Raw genomic sequence first — 17760 nt, 5'->3', positions numbered from 1 at the left:
AATACGTTTCCGCTGGTGAGGGCGGCAGCAGGGTCGACGGTCAGGGTGTGCTGGTGGAGCCGTTCCCGAGTGCCTCGGCGAACGCGCGAGCGGCGGTCAGGTCGGCCTCGTCCGGACGCCGCCTGTTGATGCCGCCGATCACCTGGAACGGCGCCCAGGTGTCGAACGCGCGGCAGGTGAAGGTGCCTTCGACCTCGAATCCCTTGCCTTCGAGGAGCCGCACCAACGGACGGGTGAACGGCGCGAGCGTCAACTCCGGCAGGCCGCTGGTCGCGAAGACGAACGCCCGCCCCGAGGACGCCGGCAGAGCGCGGACGTACCCGAGCAGCTCCGGATGCATCCGCTGCGAGAAGACACCGGAGCCGAAGCCCACCAGGTCGTAGCCCGCCGGCTCCGCGGCCGACACCTCCTCCGGCGCGGCCACGCGGGCGTGGAGCACCCCGGCCATCGCCTCCGCCACGCGACGGGTGTTGCCGTGGGATACGGACGTGCATACGAGCAAGGTCTTCATCGGGGTCCCCTTCGGTTGTCGCCTTCCGTGGCTGAGACCGAACAGACCCCGCCGGATGTGACAACCCGCGCCGACCCGGCAGGGTCCTGAGGAGTTCGAGAGGCCTGCGGATCCGGGCCGCCGTCAGACGAGCGCGTCCGCCAGCAGCTTCGCGGTGCGGGCGATCAGCGTGTTGTCGCGCGGCGCCGTCGCCTCCGGCCGGGTCGAGAGGACGGCCAGGACCACCGGCGGGCGTCCCGGCGGCCAGGCGACGCCCACGTTGTTGTTCGTCCCGTACGATCCGGCGCCCGTCTTGTCCGCGACGGCCCAGTCCTTCGGCAGGCCGGCCCGCAGGCGGTCGACGCTGGTGGTGTTGGACAGCAGCCACCGGGTCAGCTGCTCCCGGTCCCCGGAGTCCAGCGCGTCGCCGAGCGCGAGCCGTGCGTACGTCCGCCCGATCGCGCGGGGGCTGGTGGTGTCCGTCACCCGCGACGGCTCCGCCGAGTTCAGCTCGGGCTCCCACCGGTCGAGCCTGGTCGTGCGGTCGCCCAGCGAGCGGCAGAAGCGGGTGATCGCGGTGGGGCCGCCGAGCTCGCGCAGCAGCAGGTTGGCGGCCGCGTTGTCGCTCTGGGCGATGGCGGCGGAGCAGAGTTCCGCCACGGTCAGGCCGCCCGCGATGTTCTCGGGCCGTTCCGTGATCGATCCGCCACCCGCGTCGGTGACGTCCTGGAGCGTGTAGTGGATGCGCTTCGCGAGGTGGGCGCCGTCGTGGTCGAGGTCCCGCAGCACGGCGGCCGCGGCTGCCGTCTTGAACAGCGAGCACATGGGGAACAGTTCGTCGGCCCGGTGGACCACGGTGCGTCCGGTGGCCGTGTCCCGTGCGTACACCCCCAGCCGCGCCCCGTACTCGCGCTCCAGTTCGCGCAGTCGCGCCACGACCTCTCCCTCGCCGTGCGGGGACGCGGCGTCGGCCGCCCCCACCGGCAGGGTGGCGGCCAGCGCCGCCCCCGCCCCCACGGTCAGCAGTGCGCGGCGGGACGGTGATGCGCCCTGGGTCTTCACGTCAGGTTCTCCTCTTCCTGGCCGGCCATGTGAGACCGAAGACGCAAACGTGATCATTTCGGTTCCCGGGCCGAGCGATCGAGCGAGGGAGGGAGGGAGGGAGGGAGGTGTACGAGTGGTTCACCCCGATGGTGTGGACCCCGGCTCGTCAGGCTCCCTGGTGTGCCGCCTCGTGCACCGCTTTCGGCCGTGTTCGTGAACAAGGCCGAATATCACCCACAACCCCGGCAAACCACCTACGGGGCAAGATCACCGCATCGGGGTAATGCCAACGGTTTTCAGGCTCAAGTGGGCGTACCGGCCGTTACTGTTCCCACGGATCTGGACGGATTCCCGAATATTCGCCCCCCTTTTTCCTCGTTCTCCGGTGACGCGCGCACGCGCCGATCACCACCCTTACGAAGGAGAGCTCGCCCGATGACCGTTGACACCAGCCCGGAAGCGCAGCTGGAGCCGCCGCGGCAGTCCAGCCTGAGCACGGCGGCCGCCCGCAACCTTGCCAGTACGACCAAGTCCGCCCCGCAGATGCAGGAGATCACCTCCCGCTGGCTGCTGCGGATGCTCCCCTGGGTGGAGACCAAGGGCGGCACCTACCGGGTCAACCGCCGACTGACGTACACCGTGGGCGACGGGACCATCGAGTTCGTCCAGGACGGCGCGAACGTCCGCGTGATCCCGCGCGAGCTCGGCGAACTGGCCCTGCTGCGCGGCTTCGACGACGACGAGGTGCTGACCGCGCTCGCCGGCCGTTGCGTCCAGCGCGACTTCCGTGTCGGTGAGGTGATCGTCGAGCGCGGTACCCCCGCCGACCAGATCCACCTGATCGCCCACGGCCGGATCAGCCAGACCTCCGTCGGCAAGTACGGTGACGACGTCGCCGTCGCCGTGCTCGCGGACGGCGACCGGTTCGGCGAGAACGCCCTGCTGGACGCCGACGCCACCTGGGACTACACGGCCACCGCCGAGACCCCCGGCATCCTGCTCACCCTCTCCCGCGGCGACTTCGCCTCCGTGCTCGCCGCGGCGCCGCAACTCCAGGCCCACATCGACCGGTTCAGCATGCTCCCGCAGCAGCGCCAGAACCGGCACGGCGAGGCCGAGATCGCGATGTCCGCCGGCCACACCGGTGAGGCGGACCTGCCCGGCGCCTTCGTCGACTACGAACTCAAGCCGCGCGAGTACGAACTCTCCATCGCCCAGACCGTGCTGCGCATCCACACCAGGGTCGCCGACCTCTACAACGGGCCGCACAACCAGACCGAGGAGCAGCTCAGGCTGACCATCGAGGCGCTGCGCGAGCGCCAGGAGCACGAGCTGATCAACAACCGGGACTTCGGTCTGCTCCACAACGCCGCCTTCAAGCAGCGGATCCAGACCCACTCCGGCCCGCCCACCCCGGACGACCTCGACGAGCTCCTCTGCCGCCGCCGCGGCTCCAAGTTCTTCCTGGCCCACCCCAGGACGATCGCCGCGATCGGGCGCGAGTTCAATGCCCGCGGGCTCTACCCGGACCACGTCGACGTCGGCGGGCAGTCGGTCCCGGCCTGGCGCGGGGTCCCGATCCTGCCCTGCAACAAGATCCCGATCAGCAAGGAGAACACCAGCTCGGTGCTCGTCATGCGAACGGGCGAGGACAACCAGGGCGTCATCGGTCTGCGTCAGACCGGACTCCCGGAGGAGTACGAGCCGGGCCTGTCGGTCCGCTTCATGGGGATCAGCGAACAGGCGATCATCTCCTACCTGGTCACCACCTACTTCTCCGCCGCCATCCTGGTGCCCGACGCGCTCGGGGTGCTGGAGAACGTGCAGATCGCCCGCAGGCGGGACTAAGAGGACCAGCCCGACGGCCACGACAGCCAGGACCCGGCCTGTCCTGGCCCGCCGAGCATGCCCGGGATCCGGGACAACCCGCTTACGTCACCAAGGAGTCAAGGATGCCCGATCCTGGGCCTTCCCCTCTGCAGTCGAGCCTGCCTGCCGCCGCGGCCTCCTTCGGGGCCCACATCCTCGCCAACACCCTCGCCGCCGGTGTCGAACCCGCTGCCGGCGCCGGGTCCGTCCAGCCCTCGCCGCCGTCGCCGCCCGCCCTGCCCACGGGGCCGCCCGTACTGACCCCCGCAGCCGCAGCCGCAGCCGTGCCCGTACCCGACGAGAGTGCTGCCGCTGCCGCTGCCGCTGCCGCTGCCGCTGCCGCCGCGCCGGAGCCGAGTGCCGCCGCCCTGGAGCGGATCCTGCGCGGGCCCAGCGGCCTGGGGACGGAGAGTCTGCACTGGGCCCGCAGCGAGGTGGTGGCCGCGTCAGGCGCCGCGCCCGCGGCGTCGGCGCCCGTCGCGGGCAATCCGATCCCGGGCCTCTACTACCACCCGGTGCCGGAGCCCGATCCGGTACGGGTGGAGGGGCTCAGCCGCAGGATCAAGGCCTGGGCGCTGGACGAGGTCTCCTTGTACCCGGAGGACTGGGAGGACCAGTTCGACGGCTTCTCCGTAGGGCGCTACATGGTCGCCTGCCATCCGGACGCCCCCAGCATCGACCATCTGATGCTCGCCACCCGGCTGATGGTCGCCGAGAACGCGGTCGACGACTGCTACTGCGAGGACCACGGCGGGTCGCCCATCGGCCTCGGCGGGCGCCTGCTGCTGGCCCACACCGCCCTCGACCCGCTCCACACGGCGAAGGAGTACGCGCCGCAGTGGGAGGCGTCGCTGCTCTCGGACGCTCCCCGGCGTGCCTACCGCTCCGCCATGGAGTACTTCGTCCAGGCGAGCACCCCCTCCCAGGCCGACCGTTACCGGCACGACATGGCCCGACTGCACATGGGCTACCTCGCCGAAGGGGCCTGGGCGCAGACGGAGTACGTCCCGCAGGTGTGGGAGTACCTGGCGATGCGGCAGTTCAACAACTTCCGCCCCTGTCCCACCATCACCGACACGGTCGGCGGCTACGAACTGCCGGCGGACCTCCACGCGCAGCCCGCCATGCAGCGGGTCATCGCGCTCGCCGGCAACGCCACCACGATCGTCAACGACCTGTACTCCTACACCAAGGAACTGGCCGGTCCCGGACGGCATTTGAACCTTCCCGTGGTGATCGCCGAGCGCGAGAAGTGCTCCGACCAGGACGCTTACCTGAAGGCGGTGGAGGTCCATAACGACCTCATGCGCGACTTCGAGGCCGCGGCCGCCGAGCTGGCCCTCGCCTGCCCCGTCCCGAGCGTGCAGCGCTTCCTGCGGGGGGTGGCCGTATGGGTCGACGGCAACCACTACTGGCACCAGACCAACACCTATCGCTACAGCCTGCCCGATTTCTGGTAAAGATGGGAATTGTCCATGACTAGCATCGATCTCACCGCCGCTGCCGGTACCTCCTCCGTGTTCATCCCCGGCCCGGCGACCCCCTATCAGGGAGACATTGCCCGTTACTGGGACCACGAGGCCCGGCCCGTCAACCTCCGCCTCGGGGACGTCGACGGCCTTTACCACCACCACTACGGCATCGGCGACATCGACCACGCCGCTCTCGGTGACACCGCCGACAGCGCTTATGAGAAGAAGCTGATCGCCGAGCTCCACCGCCTGGAGTCGGCGCAGGCCGAATTGCTCCTTCAGCACCTCGGCCCCATCGAGCGCGACGACACCCTCGTCGACGCGGGATGCGGCCGCGGCGGTTCTATGGTCATGGCCCACCAGCGCTTCGGGTGCAAGGTGGAGGGCGTCACCCTGTCGGCCAAGCAGGCCGACTTCGCCAACCGGCGCGCCCAGGAACTCGGCATCGAGGACCACGTCCGGGCCCGCGTCTGCAACATGCTCGGCACGCCCTTCGAGACCGGGCAGGCCGCGGGCTCGTGGAACAACGAGTCGAGCATGTACGTCGACCTGCAGGACCTGTTCGCCGAGCACTCCCGCGTCCTCGCGGTCGGCGGCCGGTACGTGACGATCACCGGCTGCTGGAACCCGCGGTACGGCCAGCCCTCGAAGTGGGTCTCGCAGATCAACGCGCACTTCGAGTGCAACATCCACTCCCGCCGCGAGTACCTGCGCGCGATGGCCGACAACCGTCTCGTACCGCAGGCCGTCATCGACCTGACCCCCGAGACGCTGCCGTACTGGGAGCTGCGGGCCACGTCCTCCCTGGTGACCGGCATCGAGGAGGCGTTCATCGAGTCCTACAAGGACGGCTCCTTCCAGTACGTCCTGATCGCGGCCGACCGCGTCTGAGCGGACGCCCGTCGGACGCCCACCGAACGCCGGCCGAAGGGGCCGGGACCGTCGCCCGACGGTCCCGGCCCCTTCGGGGTGTCCCGGACGGCCCGGCCCCGATCAGTCCACGAGCACCCCGGGGTTGAGGATGCCCCGCGGATCGAGCGCCCCCTTCGCGGCCCGCAGGGCGAGGGCGAAGGGCTCGGGGCGCTGGCGGTCGTAGTCCGGGCGGTGGTCCCGGCCGACCGCGTGGTGGTGGGTGATGGTGGCCCGGTGGCGGTGCAGGACCTCGCTCGCGACGGCCTTGAGTTCGTCCCAGACGGCCACCTCGTCACCGGCCCGACCGGCCGCGAGGACGGTGAAGTAGGGCGCCGCTCCGTCCGGGTACACGTGCGTCAGACGGCAGTTCACAGTCGCGGGATGTCCGGTGGCCTTGACCGCCGCCGCGCCGACCTCCCTGCGCACCTCGTCGATCAGCCCGGGGATCCGGTCCCAGGTGGCCGCCGTCTCGAAGGTCTCCGCCACGGCGCCCATCCTGGCCAGACCGTCGCGGAGGTAGGGCATCCGCAGGAAGGCCGAGCGCCACGCGCCCACGGCCCCGTCGCCGTCCGGGGACCCGTCCCGGTCGCCGCCGGCCCCGTCCGCTCCGCCGCACCGGCCGCCGTGCGAGCGGGCCAGCGCGACGGCCCGTTCGAGCCGGGCGGCCACCGGTTCGTCCGCCGACTCGAACCCGAGCACCAGTACGGAGCTGCCGTCGTGCGCCGCACCCGACAGCGCGGCCTCACCGGCGTCCAGCAGACGGCAGTTGGCGGGGGAGAGGTCGGACTGCGCAAGGGCGCGCACCGCCCGGAGGGCGCCCTCGAAATCCGCGAAGGCGACCGCGGCGGACGCCTTGTGGCGGGGGCGTTCCTGCAGCCGGACCCAGGCTTCGGTGATGACGCCGAGGGCCCCCTCGGAGCCCAGGAACAGGCGGTCGGGGGAGGGGCCCGCCCCGGAGGCGGGCAGCCGCCACGAGCTGCTGGTGCCGGCCGGGGTGACGACGCGCAGCGACTGCACGAAGTCGTCGATGTGGGTCCGGCCGGTGGCGTAGTGCCCGCCGGCCCGGGTGGCGAGCCAGCCGCCGAGGGTGGAGAACTCGAAGCTCTGCGGGAAGTGCCGCAGGGTGAGGCCGTGCGGTCGCAACTGGTCCTCCAGGCTCGGCCCGAGGGTGCCTGCCTGGATGCGGGCCGCCCGGCCCTCGGTGTCGACCTCCAGGACGCGGCCCATCGCGGTCAGGTCGAGGGACATCACGGCCCGGTGGGCGTTGCCGCGGTACTCGACGCCCCCGGTGACCGAGGAGCCACCGCCGTACGGGACGACGGCGACCTGCCGTTCGCCGGCCCAGTCCAGCAGATCGGCCACGTCCCGGTCGTCCGTGGGGCGGGCGACGAGGTCGGGGATGCGCCCGGGGCGGCCGCGCAGGGCGCGCGCCACGTCCCGGTACGCCTTGCCCATGGAGTGGGCGGCGCGGTCCCCGCGATCGGTGCTCACCAGGTGGGCGAGGCTCCGCGGGGGCTCGGCGGCGGGGCCGGCGATCTCCAGGTCGCTCACGCGGGGCACCGGGAGCGGGCGGCCGAGGGTACCGGGGAGCAGGGCGCCCATCGCGGTGCATTCCGCGTCGTCGGGGTGGGCGTCCGTCCAGCCCCAGCCCCACCAGGAGCGGGTGCGGGAGGTGGGCTGCGGGGTGGTGCCGGCCATGGCGGCGCTCCAGGGGTCGAGGTAATTTACCTAGTGGTAAATTACCTACTGATAATATCGGCTCATGGCAACCCCTTCCTCGAAAGCCGGCACCAAGGGAGTCCCGCGGGAGCACCGTCGCCGGCAGATGCTGGAGGCGGCCACGGAGGAGTTCGGTACGCACGGCTACGCCGCCGCCTCGCTCCCCGCGATCGCCGCACGCGTGGGCGTCACCAAAACGCTGCTGCACCAGTACCTGGGCACCAAGGAGGACCTGTACGTCGCCTGCCTGGTCCCCGTCGGGGACCGGCTGCTGGGCGCGGTCCGGGAGGCGATGGGCGAGGGCGGGACCGCGCCCCACACGCCGCTGCGCGTCCTCCACGGCATCTTCAGCGCTCTGGAGGGCCGGCGGGAGGCGTGGTTCGTGCTCTACGACACCACTCTGCCGCCCGGTGGTGAGGCGGCCCGCCGGGCCTCGGAGTACCGGTCGGCCATCGACCGGCTGGCCGCGGGCGGCACCGCGGAACTGCTGCGCGCGGCGGGCTCCACCGATCCGCTGGACGCGGACGCGCTCAAGTACGTCTGGCGGGACCTGGTCGCCACCCTCGTCCGCTGGTGGGTCAAGCACCCGGAGCAGACGCCGGAGGCCATGACGCAGCGCTGCGCCCGCCTCTTCGCGGCCGCCGCCACCCTCACCCCCGACGGCCGATCCGGCTGACGGGGGCACGCGGCGGGCCGACGGGGTCTACCTGGTGCGCTCCTGCTCGGCCTGCGCGGCCTTGGCGGCCTTGAGCTTGCGCCACACGGTGCCCAGCGCCTCCAGGTCCGTCTCGTCGAGGAGCTCGGTGAAGACCGGGGCCAGGGCGTCCCGCCGGGTGGCGTCGGCCTCGGCGAACACCGTACGCCCCGCAGCCGTGAGCGCGACCTCCACCGACCGGGCGTCGCGCGCCGAGGGCGTGCGGGTGACCAGGCCCCGGGACTGCAGGGCGTCCACGACGCGGGAGACCTGGCTGCGGCTGAGCAGGGTGCTGTTGCCGAGGACGGAAGCGGGCACCGGCTCGGGGCTGGAGGCGAGCCACAGCATGACCTCGAACCAGGACACGGGGAGGTCGTGTGCCTTGACCAGGGCCCGGTCGACGCGATCGGTCATGACGGTGCCGGCCCACACCAGCCCGTAGAAGGCGTAGTCGGCCGTCGGCATCTCGGCTTCGGTGAGCTTCTTCGGCATGTCGGCAGTCTAGAGCTTGCGTGCGCACGCACATAATTTTATGGTGTGTGTGCACGCACATAAATCCCCCGTCGTGAAAGGCCCCGTCATGTCGACCCTCCCCACCACCCCCGGTACCTCCACCCCCACCGTCCTGATCACCGGCACCTCCTCCGGTATCGGCCTGGCCGCCGCGATCGCCGCCGCCCGGGCCGGTTGGCGGACGGTCGCCACCCTGCGTGACACGGGCCGGGCCGACGCCCTGCGCAAGGCCGCCGTCGAGGCGGGCGTGGAACTCGACATCCGGCAGCTCGACGTGGTCGACGAGGCCTCCGTCGCCGCCGCCGTGGACGGCGTGATCGCCGACTACGGCCGACTGGACGCCGTCGTGAACAACGCCGGCGCCGGGCACGTGGGCACCCTGGAGCTCGAAACCGTCGCCGACGTCCGTGAGGTCATGGAGGTCAACTTCTTCGGCGTGCTGAACGTCTCCAAGGCGGCCCTGCCGCACCTGCGGGCCACCGGTGGCCGCCTGATCACGGTCACCAGCGTCGGCGGCGTCGTCGGCCAGCCCTTCAACGAGGCCTACTGCGCCGCCAAGTTCGCCGTCGAGGGGTACATGGAGAGCCTGGCCCCCGTCGCGGGCGCCGTCGGGGTGAGCGTCACCGTCATCGAGCCGGGCGCCGTGGCGACCGAGTTCGTGAACAACATCGACCTCGACCTCGAAGCCCGCATCGCCGCGGCCGGTCCCTACTCCGACGCGCTGCGCCACTACGTCGAGCGCACGGTCGGCCAGTTCCTGACCGGCGCGCAGACCCCGGCCGGCGCGGCCGAGTCCGTCATGGAGGCGCTGACGGCCGAGCGGCCCGCGTTCCGTATCCAGACCTCCGAGTGGGCCCGTGACTTCACCGGGAACAAGCTGGTCGACCAGGACGGCTCGGCGGTCGTGGGCATGACCGCGACCTGGGTGGCCTGAGGGGGCCGGCCCGCCGACCTGTGCTCCGTGCGGAACCGGGTCATCATGGCCAGAGGTGGGCGAGTCCCCCCGTGCGCTCCCGGACCCGGACCGCACGCGGTGGGCCCGGGCCCGCCCGAGCCGGGAGGTGACTCGTACGCATGGACGAATCGCGCAAGGCCTGGATCATGATCGGCGCCGTCGTCGCCGTCATCCTCCTCGACCTCATGGCCATCATCCTGATGAACATCCTCTGGTGATGACCGTGTGACGCTCCGCCGCCGCTCCCGGTCGTACCCGGTGCGGCGGCGGCGTTCGTCCCTACGCCCGCCCGAGCCGCGTACCCATCTCTGACATTCCGTCAATTTCCCTTGCGTACAAGGCCTTTCCGGCCTTCGGTCGCGCAAGGGACCAAGTCTGCCCGGCCTCTTGCCGCGCCACACCGGTTCGCGAATGATGCTCCCGGCGTGTCGGTCGACGGCGTTCCGTCGCGATGCGTCCGTCACCCCTCGCACCCGGTCGGCCAGGAGGCCCGTTTTGCGGACGAACCGTCACATACGGAGATCATTAGTGGTTCTCGGCGCCGCCCTCACGGTGGTCGTCGCCGTTCCCCAGGTGGCCTTCGCGGCGCCGCCCCCGGCGCTCCCCGGCAAGGCCGAGGCCATCGAGCTGACCTACCAGCCGGCCTACGACTACGACACCGACGGCTGCTATCCGACACCAGCCATAGGCTCGACCGGAGTGCTGAACGGCGGACTCAAGCCCACCGGCGCCCTCAACGGCAACTGCCGGGACGCCTCGGACCTCGCCAACACCAACGGCTACTCCCGCTGGACCTGCAACAACGGCTGGTGCGCCGTGGTCTACGCACTGTACTTCGAGAAGGACCAGGCCCTGCCCGGCATCGAGCTCGGCGGCCACCGCCACGACTGGGAACACGTGGTCGTGTGGATCCAGGGCAACGAGGCCAAGTACGTCGCGACCTCCGCCCACGGCGACTTCAACATCCACTCACGCGACCAGATCCGCTGGGACGGCAACCACCCCAAGATCGTCTACCACAAGGACGGCATCGGCACGCACTGCTTCCGCGCCGCGAACACGAACGACGAGCCGCCCGAGAACCACCGCGGTACCTGGCAGTTCCCCACGCTCGTCGGATGGTCGGGCTATCCGGCGACCCTGCGTGACAAGCTCACCCAGGCCGACTTCGGCAGCGCGCACTTCGGCCTGAAGGACGGCTCCTTCGCCTCCCACCTGGCGGAGGCCAAACCGGCGGGCATCCCCTTCGACCCCTACCAGTAACAGCAGCCGACGGGCACCGGCCCCGGCCCCGTACCGCGCGGGACCGGTGCCCGTTCTGCCGTGCCGTCAGCCGGCCCAGATCCTGCGGTACCCCTCGCGGTAACCGGAAGGGTCCCAGGACGTGGCGCCGTCGCTGTTCTCGGCCGTGGCGATGTGCACGGGTGCCACGTAGCCGCTGGCGGGCTGCCCGGCGAAAGCCCGGTTGAACTCGTCGATGATCTGCCAACCCTGCTGATTGAGCGGCTCGGGAACGGTGGCGGCCTGGAACTGCTCGCTGTTGATCCGCTGGAAGGCGGAGGGGTCGCCGTCACCCGCACCGATGTTGAACGGCGGCCCCGCACCCGGTTCGCCGGCCGCCCGCAGGGCCGGGGCCGCGTCGGCGAAGTAGAGGTCGTTGATGGCGACCGAGTACGTCCACTCGTCCTGGAAGCGCGAGAGCAGCGAGGAGACCGCCTGCGGGGTGCGGCTCGCGGCGTCCGGGATGGGGATGTTCTCGTAGGAGAGCAGCCGTACGCCGGGACAGGTGGCGAGCTCCTTGCGGATCAGCTCCGACTTGTTCCGGGCGAACGGGATCGAGTCGTCGGTGAAGAGGACGACACCGGCATCGCCCTTTGACCGGGCGATGATCCAGTCCGCGCTGATCCTCGCCACGTCCTCCACCTTCGTGGTGACGTTGGTGAACAGCCTGGGCTGCTCGCTCGGGCCGGGGGAGCCCACCGCGTGCCAGCCGATGACCGGGATCTGCGCCGCCTCGGCCCGGGCCATCTGCTGCGAGGTCAGCTGGGGATCGAAGCCGCCGATGACGATGCCCGAGGGCGCCAGGGTGATGGCCTGGCTGAGCGCCGCCTGGATCCCGGCGGGGGTGCCGTCCCCGTCGATCACCCGGACCCGCCAGCCGATGGCCTTCGCGGCCTCCTCGACGCCCCTCGCGACGCCCGCGACGCCGGGGTTGGTCATGGTCTGCGCGACGTAGACGATCGACTTGCCGGGCACCGCCGCGGGGCCGGTGGCCGGGCCGTGCCAGGAGGTGTCGGCCTGCTCCGCCTGCGCCACGGCGGCCCCGGCGCCGGCGAGGACGGTGGGGCAGCCCGCCTGCGGTGGCGCGGCGCCGGTGGACGGGCCGCCGCCCCCGCAGCCCGCGACGAGGGCGGCGGTCGCGGTCAGCAGGGCGGCGGCCCGGCGGGTGGTCCTGCGGTGCGGGTCCTTGGGGTACACGGTGCTCCTGACGCGGTGCGCGTACGGACTTTTCTAGGGGGTGCGCAGCCGGCGGCGGGCGGAGTAGCCGGCCAGGCCGACGGCGATGAGCAGGGTGGCGCCGTTGAACAGCGGTGTGGCCCAGAAGTCGGCGCCGAGCTGGCCGATGCCGGCCAGGCCGATGGCGAGGACGGCGACGGCCACGACGGTGCCGAGTGCGTTGACGCGGCCGGGTTTGATCGTGGTGGACCCGAGGAGGGCGCCGACGAAGGCGGGCAGCAGGTAGTCCAGCCCGACGCTCGGGTTGCCGGTCTGCTGCTGGGCGGCGAGGAGGACCCCGGCGAGGCCGGTGACCAGGCCCGATCCGGCGAAGGCGTAGACGGAGTACCGGTGGCTGGGGATGCCGATGATGTCGGCGGTGCGCCGGCTGGAGCCGATGACGTACAGGTAGCGGCCGAGCGGCAGCCGCTCCAGGACCACCCAGAGCAGGGCCGCGAGGGCGATGACGTAGTAGGCGGGAAGGGGCAGGCCGAGGAACCGGGAGTCGTAGAGGCCGGTGAAGGAGGCGGGCAGGCCGTCCGGGCCGGGGACGATCCGGGAGCCGTCGGTGATCCAGCCGGTGGCGGCGTACATCATGCTGCCGGTGCCGAGCGTGGCGATGAAGGAGTCGATCCGCACGTACTCGACGATGACGCCGTTGAGGACGCCGACCAGGGCCCCGCCGAGGACGACGGTGAGGCAGGCCAGCGGCCAGGGCCAGCCCGTGTTGACGATCAGCTGCAGCACCATCACGTGGGCCAGGCCGAGGCCGTAGCCCATGGACAGGTCGAACTTGCCGGTGGCGATGGGGATCGTCGCGCCGAGCGCGAGGATGGCGGGGATGGACTGGTTGGAGAGGATCGAGGAGATGTTGTCCCGGGTGGGGAAGGTGTCCGGCAGGACGAGGGAGAAGACCAGGAACAGCAGGCCGGCGAGGACCAGCAGGCCGTAGGTGCCGATGTGGTGCCCACGCAGGTGGTCCAGCAGGGATCGCGGCGAAGCCGAGGGCGAAGGCGGAAGCGGGGGCGTGGGCGGAGGTGAAGTGGTCATCGGTCCGTAGCGGTCCCGGTGATCGCGGGCATCGCCGAGGCGGTGCGGGTGAGTTCGGCAACGGTGAGGGACGCACCGCTCAGTTCGGTACTCACGCTCCCGCGGACGAACACCAGCGCGCGATGGCACACGTCCGCGACCTCCTCGAAATCGGTGGAGATGAGCAGGACGCCCAGCCCGGAGTCGAGCGCGTCGTCGAGCAGCCGGTGGATGGTGGCCTTGGCGCCGACGTCCACCCCGGCGGTCGGCTCCTCGAGGACGAGCAGGCGCAGGTGCCCCCGGAGCCACCGGCCCACCATCACCTTCTGCTGGTTGCCGCCGGACAGCGTGGCGATCGGCACCTCGCTCCTGCGGGGGTGGACCGAGAACCGGTCGATGAGGGCGAGGGCCTCGGCGCGCTCACGACGGGGGCTGATCCAGTGCGCGGCCGGCGTGCCGGACACCCGGGGGTTCGCCAGGAAGTTCTCCCGCACGGTCATGTCGGCGGCGCAGCCCTCCTCCTGACGGTTGGCCGCCACGAAGCCGACGCCGGCGTCGAGAGCGGCGTGGACCGAACGCGGGTGGTACGGCCGCCCGTCCAGCAGCACCCGCCCCTCCAGGATCGGCCGGGCGCCGGCCAGGGCGCGGCCCAGCTCCATGTGGCCGGCGCCGGTCAGGCCCACCATGCCGAGGATCTCACCGGCCCGCAGGTCCAGGCCGACCCGCCCGGTGGACGCGGTCCGCACCCCGGCGAGGCGCAGCAGGGGCGTGCCTGCGGCGGGCGGTGCGCCGGGCTCCCGGCCGGCATGTGCGGGTCCGGCCGGTGCGTGTTGACCCTCCGGTACGTGACCCACGATCGCCCGCACCAGACGGTCCGGGCTGTGACCGGCGAGCGGACCCCGGTCGACCAGCCGGCCGTCGCGCAGGACGGCGAAGGTGTCGGCGACCTCGTACACCTCGTCGAGCCGGTGGCTGACGTAGAGGATGCCGTGCCCGCGGTCGCGCAGGGTGTGCAGGACGTCGAAGAGCCGCGCGCAGTCCGCGGCGGGGAGGGTGGCGGTCGGCTCGTCGAGCACGATGAGTCCGGCCCGGGTGGCGAGCGCGCGGGCGATGGCGACGAGCGAGCGCTCGGCGGGGCCGAGGCCCGAGATCCTGGCGTCGGGGTCCAGATGGCCGGCGACGATGCGCAGGGCGTCGTCGCAGCGCTGCCGGGTCCGTCGCCAGGAGATCAGTCCGCGGCGGCGGGGATAGCCGGTGCCGAGGGCGATGTTCTCGGCCACCGTCATCCACGGGACGAGACCGAGGTCCTGGTGGATGAAGGACATGCTCCGGGTCGCGGCGTGGCTGCCGAGCGGATGCCCGGACACCGTGACATGGCCCTCGTCGGCGTGGTGGACACCCGCCAGCACCTTGATGAGGGTGGACTTTCCGGCTCCGTTGGGGCCGAGCAGGGCGAGGACACTGCCGCGGTGGATGTCGAGGTCGACCGAGGCCAGCGCGAGCGTGCCGCCGAACCGCTTGCTCAGGCCGCGCATCCGGACGAGTGGTGCGGCACCGGAGCGCGGGGGTGGGCCCGCCCAGGTGTCGGGAGCGTCATGCACAGACTTCTCCGGGGGTCGGCCTCCGAGTTCTTCCCGACGGTACGGGGCACTCTACGGGGACCTGACGGTCCGTCCCCGGCATGTCGCCGCACCCTGTGACCCCAATGGCGCAGCGGCCGGGGGTCATGCCGCTGCCAGGGAGCACTCGGCCCAGATGACCTTGCCGTCGGTGGTGTAGCGGGTGCCCCAGGCCTGGGCGAGCTGCGCGACGAGGAACAGGCCGCGCCCGCCCTCGTCGGTGGTGGCCGACTGCCGCATGCGCGGGGCGCTGCTGCTGGCGTCGTGCACCTCGCAGATCAGGTTGCGGTCGTGGATGAGGCGGACCCGGATGGGCGCGGTCCCGTACCGGACGGCGTTCGTGACCAGCTCGCTGAGCAGCAGTTCCGTGGCGAAGGCGGACTCCTCCAGCCCCCACCGGTTCAACTGGCTGACGCAGGCACCGCGGATCTCCGAGACGAGGGCCGGATCGGCGGCCATGTCCCAGGTGGCGATCCGGTCCGCGGGCAGGGCGTTGGTGCGGGCGACGAGGAGCGCGATGTCGTCGGCGGGGTGCTCGGGCGCCACGGCGTCGAGGACCGCCCGGCAGGTCTCCTCGGGGGCGCGGTCCGGGTGGGTCAGGGCCCGGTTCAGGGCGTCGAGGGCCACGTCGATGTCGCGATGGCGGTCCTCGATGAGCCCGTCGGTGTAGAGGACGAGCTGGCTGTGCTCGGGCAGCCGGATCTCGACCGACTCGAAGGGCAGGCCGCCGAGACCGAGCGGGGGACCGGCGGGCAGGTCCAGCAGGGACACGCTGCCGTCGGGCAGGACCAGTGCGGGCGGAGGGTGGCCGGCGCGCGCCAGGGTGCACTGCTGGGAGGTGGGGTCGTAGATGGCGTACAGGCAGGTGGCTCCGACGATGCCGGTGCTGGCGGAGTCGGGGCCGTCGCCGCCCTCCTCCCGGTCGAGGCGCACCATCAGGTTGTCCAGATGGGTCAGGAGCTCGTCGGGGGCGAGTTCGAGCTCGGCGAAGTTGCGGGCGGCGGTGCGCAGCCGGCCCATGGTCGCGGCGGCGTGCAGCCCGTGACCGACAACGTCGCCGACGAGGAGGGCGACCCGGGTGCCGGACAGCGGGATGACGTCGAACCAGTCGCCGCCCACTCCCGACTCGGCGGGCAGATAGCGGTGGGCCACTTCGACGGCGCTCTGCTCGGGCAGGCCGCGGGGGAGCAGGCTGTGCTGCAGGGACAGGGCGAGGGTGTGTTCGCGGGTGTAGCGGCGGGCGTTGTCGATGCACAGGGCGGCGCGGGCGGCGAGCTCCTGGGCCAGCGAGCGGTCGTCGTCGCCGTACGGGGCGGGGTCCTGCGAACGGTAGAAGCTCGCCACGCCCAGGATGGCGCCGCGGGCGAGCAGGGGGACGGTGATGAGGGAGTGGATGTTGTGCGCGAGCAGCAGCTCGGCGTGCTCGGGATCCTGGGCGAGCCAGCCGAAGGCGGCCTTGAGGTCGGGTTCCAGCACCGGCTGCCGGGTGGCGATGCAGCGCATGTGGGGTGTGGTGGGCCGCAGGCTGATCTGGTCGCCGACCGGATAGAAGGGGCAGTCCTCGCGGATGCCGTGGACCACCGTCCGGTGCATCTCGGTGGTCGGGTGGGGGGACTCCTCGCCCCGCAGCACGGCCTCGGGCAGGTCGATGGTGACGAAGTCGGCCAGCCTCGGGACCGCCGTCTCGGCGAGCTCCCACGCGGTACGGCTCACGTCCAGGGTGGTGCCGATCCGGTTGCTGGCCTCGGCCAGCAGTTCGAGGCGGCGCCGCGCGGCGACCGCGTACTTGCCCACCTCGGGCTCGCCCACCAGCACCAGCCCTCTGACCCCGGCACGGCCGCCCGGATCGCCGGCCGGGGCCGGGGCGGCCCGGGTACGGAGCCCGGGCGGGACGGCGGACGGAGCGGCGTCCGCCGCGCCGGACGGGTGGTGGGTGGGGGCGGGGGCGTGCCGTTCCGTGTCCTCGGGGAGCAGCGCCTCGACCACGACGCCCTGCACCCCGGAGGCGCTCGTCACGGGGCGGCTGACGAGCGTGACCCACCGGCCGCGGGACAGGGGCACCTCGGCGACGGCCCGGCGGTCCGCGGACATCAGCTCCGTGGCCCTCTCCTTGAGGGTCGTCTGATCGCTCTGCTCCAGCTCGCTCTGGAGGAACTCGACCATGCCGACCGGGTGCCCGTCGATGCCGTACTCGCTGGACCGGGCCAGGCTCGCGGCGTCGAGATAGGCCTGCAGCAGACCGCGCTCGCGCGCCGAACTCTGGTCCATCAGCCGCCGCTCGATGGCTTCGGCCGCCTTGCGCACCACGGGGATCAGGGCCGGGTCCGCCTCGGTGTACGGATACCCGAGGCACAGGACGCCCTCGATGTGCCCGCTGAGCTGGTCGCGCAGGGGTATCGCGGTGCAGGCGCTCGCCTGGGACCGCTCGGCGAAGTGCTCGGCGCCGTAGACCTGGCACAGGCGCCGCTCCGCGAGGGTGAGGCCGATGCCGTTCGTCCCGGCGAACTGCTCGGCGAAGACGAACCCGGGGACGATCTGGATCGGGGGGAGGTGCCTGACCATGGACTTCTCGCCGAAGCGGCGCGCGAGCACCATGCCGTGACCGTCGGCGAGGGAGATGTTGGTCCGGCTGCCCGCGAAGATGACCTGAAGCCGGTCGAGCACGGGCTCGGCGGCGCGCAGCAGTGCGGCGTCCGGGTCGACGTCATCCTTGAACGGGAGCTCGGACTGGTCCGGTGACAGCCCCAGCAGCCGGCTGCGCTGCCAGGAGCTCAGGATCGGACTCCGCACGCTCCCCTCGACGGATTCGCCCTGCAGGAATCGGTCACGGGAACGCACGGGGCCGATGCGGTCTCCGACGACCCCCATGTGCATCACTTCCCCTCGCCGGAGCACCCTCGGTCGCCAGATTTGAGTATATTCCTCACATTTCGGCGATGAGCGGGTGG

14 protein-coding genes are annotated in these 17760 nt (G+C 71.9%); 6 read left to right on the top strand and 8 right to left on the bottom strand.

Annotated elements, in window-relative coordinates:
* Positions 1-40 precede the first annotated feature (40 nt).
* Both OG373_RS04875 and bla read right to left on the bottom strand, forming a co-directional pair.
* A complete protein-coding gene (locus OG373_RS04875) occupies positions 41-511 on the bottom strand; it encodes a flavodoxin family protein (protein WP_405436111.1) in 471 nt (156 codons plus the stop codon).
* 123 nt (positions 512-634) lie between these two features.
* The gene (gene bla / locus OG373_RS04870; RefSeq protein ID WP_405436109.1) at positions 635-1552 is read right to left on the bottom strand and encodes a class A beta-lactamase; all 918 of its coding nucleotides are present in this window, start codon (positions 1550-1552) and stop codon (positions 635-637) included.
* A 417-nt stretch (positions 1553-1969) separates the two neighbouring features.
* On the opposite strand from bla, the gene OG373_RS04865 reads away from it, so the two are divergent.
* The 3 genes from OG373_RS04865 to OG373_RS04855 all read left to right on the top strand — a co-directional run bounded on the left by OG373_RS04865 (position 1970) and on the right by OG373_RS04855 (position 5766).
* The gene (locus OG373_RS04865; RefSeq protein WP_405436107.1) at positions 1970-3382 is read left to right on the top strand and encodes a family 2B encapsulin nanocompartment shell protein; all 1413 of its coding nucleotides are present in this window, start codon (positions 1970-1972) and stop codon (positions 3380-3382) included.
* A 104-nt stretch (positions 3383-3486) separates the two neighbouring features.
* Complete coding sequence (locus tag OG373_RS04860) at positions 3487-4863, top strand: family 2 encapsulin nanocompartment cargo protein terpene cyclase (RefSeq protein WP_405436105.1); 1377 nt, start codon at positions 3487-3489, stop codon at positions 4861-4863.
* 15 nt (positions 4864-4878) lie between these two features.
* Positions 4879-5766, top strand: a complete 888-nt coding sequence (locus tag OG373_RS04855) for a geranyl diphosphate 2-C-methyltransferase (protein ID WP_405436103.1) — start codon at positions 4879-4881, stop codon at positions 5764-5766.
* A 102-nt stretch (positions 5767-5868) separates the two neighbouring features.
* On the opposite strand, the gene OG373_RS04850 is transcribed toward OG373_RS04855, so the two are convergent.
* Positions 5869-7485 (bottom strand): FAD-binding oxidoreductase, encoded by a 1617-nt coding sequence (locus tag OG373_RS04850; protein ID WP_405436101.1) that lies wholly within the window; start codon positions 7483-7485, stop codon positions 5869-5871.
* Between the two features lie 64 nt (positions 7486-7549).
* On the opposite strand from OG373_RS04850, the gene OG373_RS04845 reads away from it, so the two are divergent.
* Complete coding sequence (locus OG373_RS04845) at positions 7550-8182, top strand: TetR/AcrR family transcriptional regulator (protein WP_405436099.1); 633 nt, start codon at positions 7550-7552, stop codon at positions 8180-8182.
* A gap of 27 nt (positions 8183-8209) precedes the next feature.
* Here OG373_RS04845 and OG373_RS04840 read toward each other — a convergent pair whose 3' ends face one another.
* The gene (locus OG373_RS04840; protein ID WP_405436097.1) at positions 8210-8692 is read right to left on the bottom strand and encodes a MarR family winged helix-turn-helix transcriptional regulator; all 483 of its coding nucleotides are present in this window, start codon (positions 8690-8692) and stop codon (positions 8210-8212) included.
* Positions 8693-8780: 88 nt separating this feature from the next.
* Here OG373_RS04840 and OG373_RS04835 point away from each other — a divergent pair, with 88 nt between their 5' ends.
* Positions 8781-9647, top strand: a complete 867-nt coding sequence (locus tag OG373_RS04835; protein WP_405436095.1) for an SDR family NAD(P)-dependent oxidoreductase — start codon at positions 8781-8783, stop codon at positions 9645-9647.
* 516 nt (positions 9648-10163) lie between these two features.
* Positions 10164-10931: an NPP1 family protein gene (locus OG373_RS04830; RefSeq protein WP_405436093.1), complete on the top strand. Its 768-nt coding sequence runs from the start codon at positions 10164-10166 to the stop codon at positions 10929-10931.
* Positions 10932-10997: 66 nt separating this feature from the next.
* On the opposite strand, the gene OG373_RS04825 is transcribed toward OG373_RS04830, so the two are convergent.
* From OG373_RS04825 to OG373_RS04810, 4 genes are all read right to left on the bottom strand, one after another.
* Positions 10998-12146, bottom strand: coding sequence for a substrate-binding domain-containing protein (locus OG373_RS04825; protein WP_405436091.1), 1149 nt, complete (start codon positions 12144-12146; stop codon positions 10998-11000).
* Between the two features lie 33 nt (positions 12147-12179).
* Complete coding sequence (locus OG373_RS04820) at positions 12180-13214, bottom strand: ABC transporter permease (protein WP_405436089.1); 1035 nt, start codon at positions 13212-13214, stop codon at positions 12180-12182.
* A complete protein-coding gene (locus OG373_RS04815; RefSeq protein ID WP_405436088.1) occupies positions 13211-14794 on the bottom strand; it encodes a sugar ABC transporter ATP-binding protein in 1584 nt (527 codons plus the stop codon). The genes OG373_RS04820 and OG373_RS04815 overlap by 4 nt, the downstream gene beginning before the upstream one ends.
* Before the next feature lie 123 nt (positions 14795-14917).
* Positions 14918-17680, bottom strand: a complete 2763-nt coding sequence (locus tag OG373_RS04810; protein ID WP_405436086.1) for a SpoIIE family protein phosphatase — start codon at positions 17678-17680, stop codon at positions 14918-14920.
* Positions 17681-17760 lie beyond the last annotated feature (80 nt).

Origin of the sequence: Streptomyces avidinii, assembly GCF_045161815.1 — a bacterium.
Taxonomy (GTDB): Bacteria; Actinomycetota; Actinomycetes; order Streptomycetales; family Streptomycetaceae; genus Streptomyces; species Streptomyces avidinii.
Note: the sequence above shows the minus strand (reverse complement) of the source record. Positions and strands in the feature narration are given on the sequence as shown.

Bases quoted from the DNA above. Each gene is read 5' to 3' on its own strand.
- OG373_RS04875 (WP_405436111.1), bottom strand. From the start codon at position 511: ATGAAGACCTTGCTCGTATGCACGTCCGTATCCCACGGCAACACCCGT.
- OG373_RS04845 (WP_405436099.1), top strand. From the start codon at position 7,550: ATGGCAACCCCTTCCTCGAAAGCCGGCACCAAGGGAGTCCCGCGGGAG.
- OG373_RS04820 (WP_405436089.1), bottom strand. From the start codon at position 13,214: ATGACCACTTCACCTCCGCCCACGCCCCCGCTTCCGCCTTCGCCCTCG.
- OG373_RS04810 (WP_405436086.1), bottom strand. From the start codon at position 17,680: ATGGGGGTCGTCGGAGACCGCATCGGCCCCGTGCGTTCCCGTGACCGA.
- OG373_RS04840 (WP_405436097.1), bottom strand. From the start codon at position 8,692: ATGCCGAAGAAGCTCACCGAAGCCGAGATGCCGACGGCCGACTACGCC.
- OG373_RS04860 (WP_405436105.1), top strand. From the start codon at position 3,487: ATGCCCGATCCTGGGCCTTCCCCTCTGCAGTCGAGCCTGCCTGCCGCC.
- OG373_RS04855 (WP_405436103.1), top strand. From the start codon at position 4,879: ATGACTAGCATCGATCTCACCGCCGCTGCCGGTACCTCCTCCGTGTTC.
- OG373_RS04865 (WP_405436107.1), top strand. From the start codon at position 1,970: ATGACCGTTGACACCAGCCCGGAAGCGCAGCTGGAGCCGCCGCGGCAG.
- OG373_RS04835 (WP_405436095.1), top strand. From the start codon at position 8,781: ATGTCGACCCTCCCCACCACCCCCGGTACCTCCACCCCCACCGTCCTG.
- OG373_RS04850 (WP_405436101.1), bottom strand. From the start codon at position 7,485: ATGGCCGGCACCACCCCGCAGCCCACCTCCCGCACCCGCTCCTGGTGG.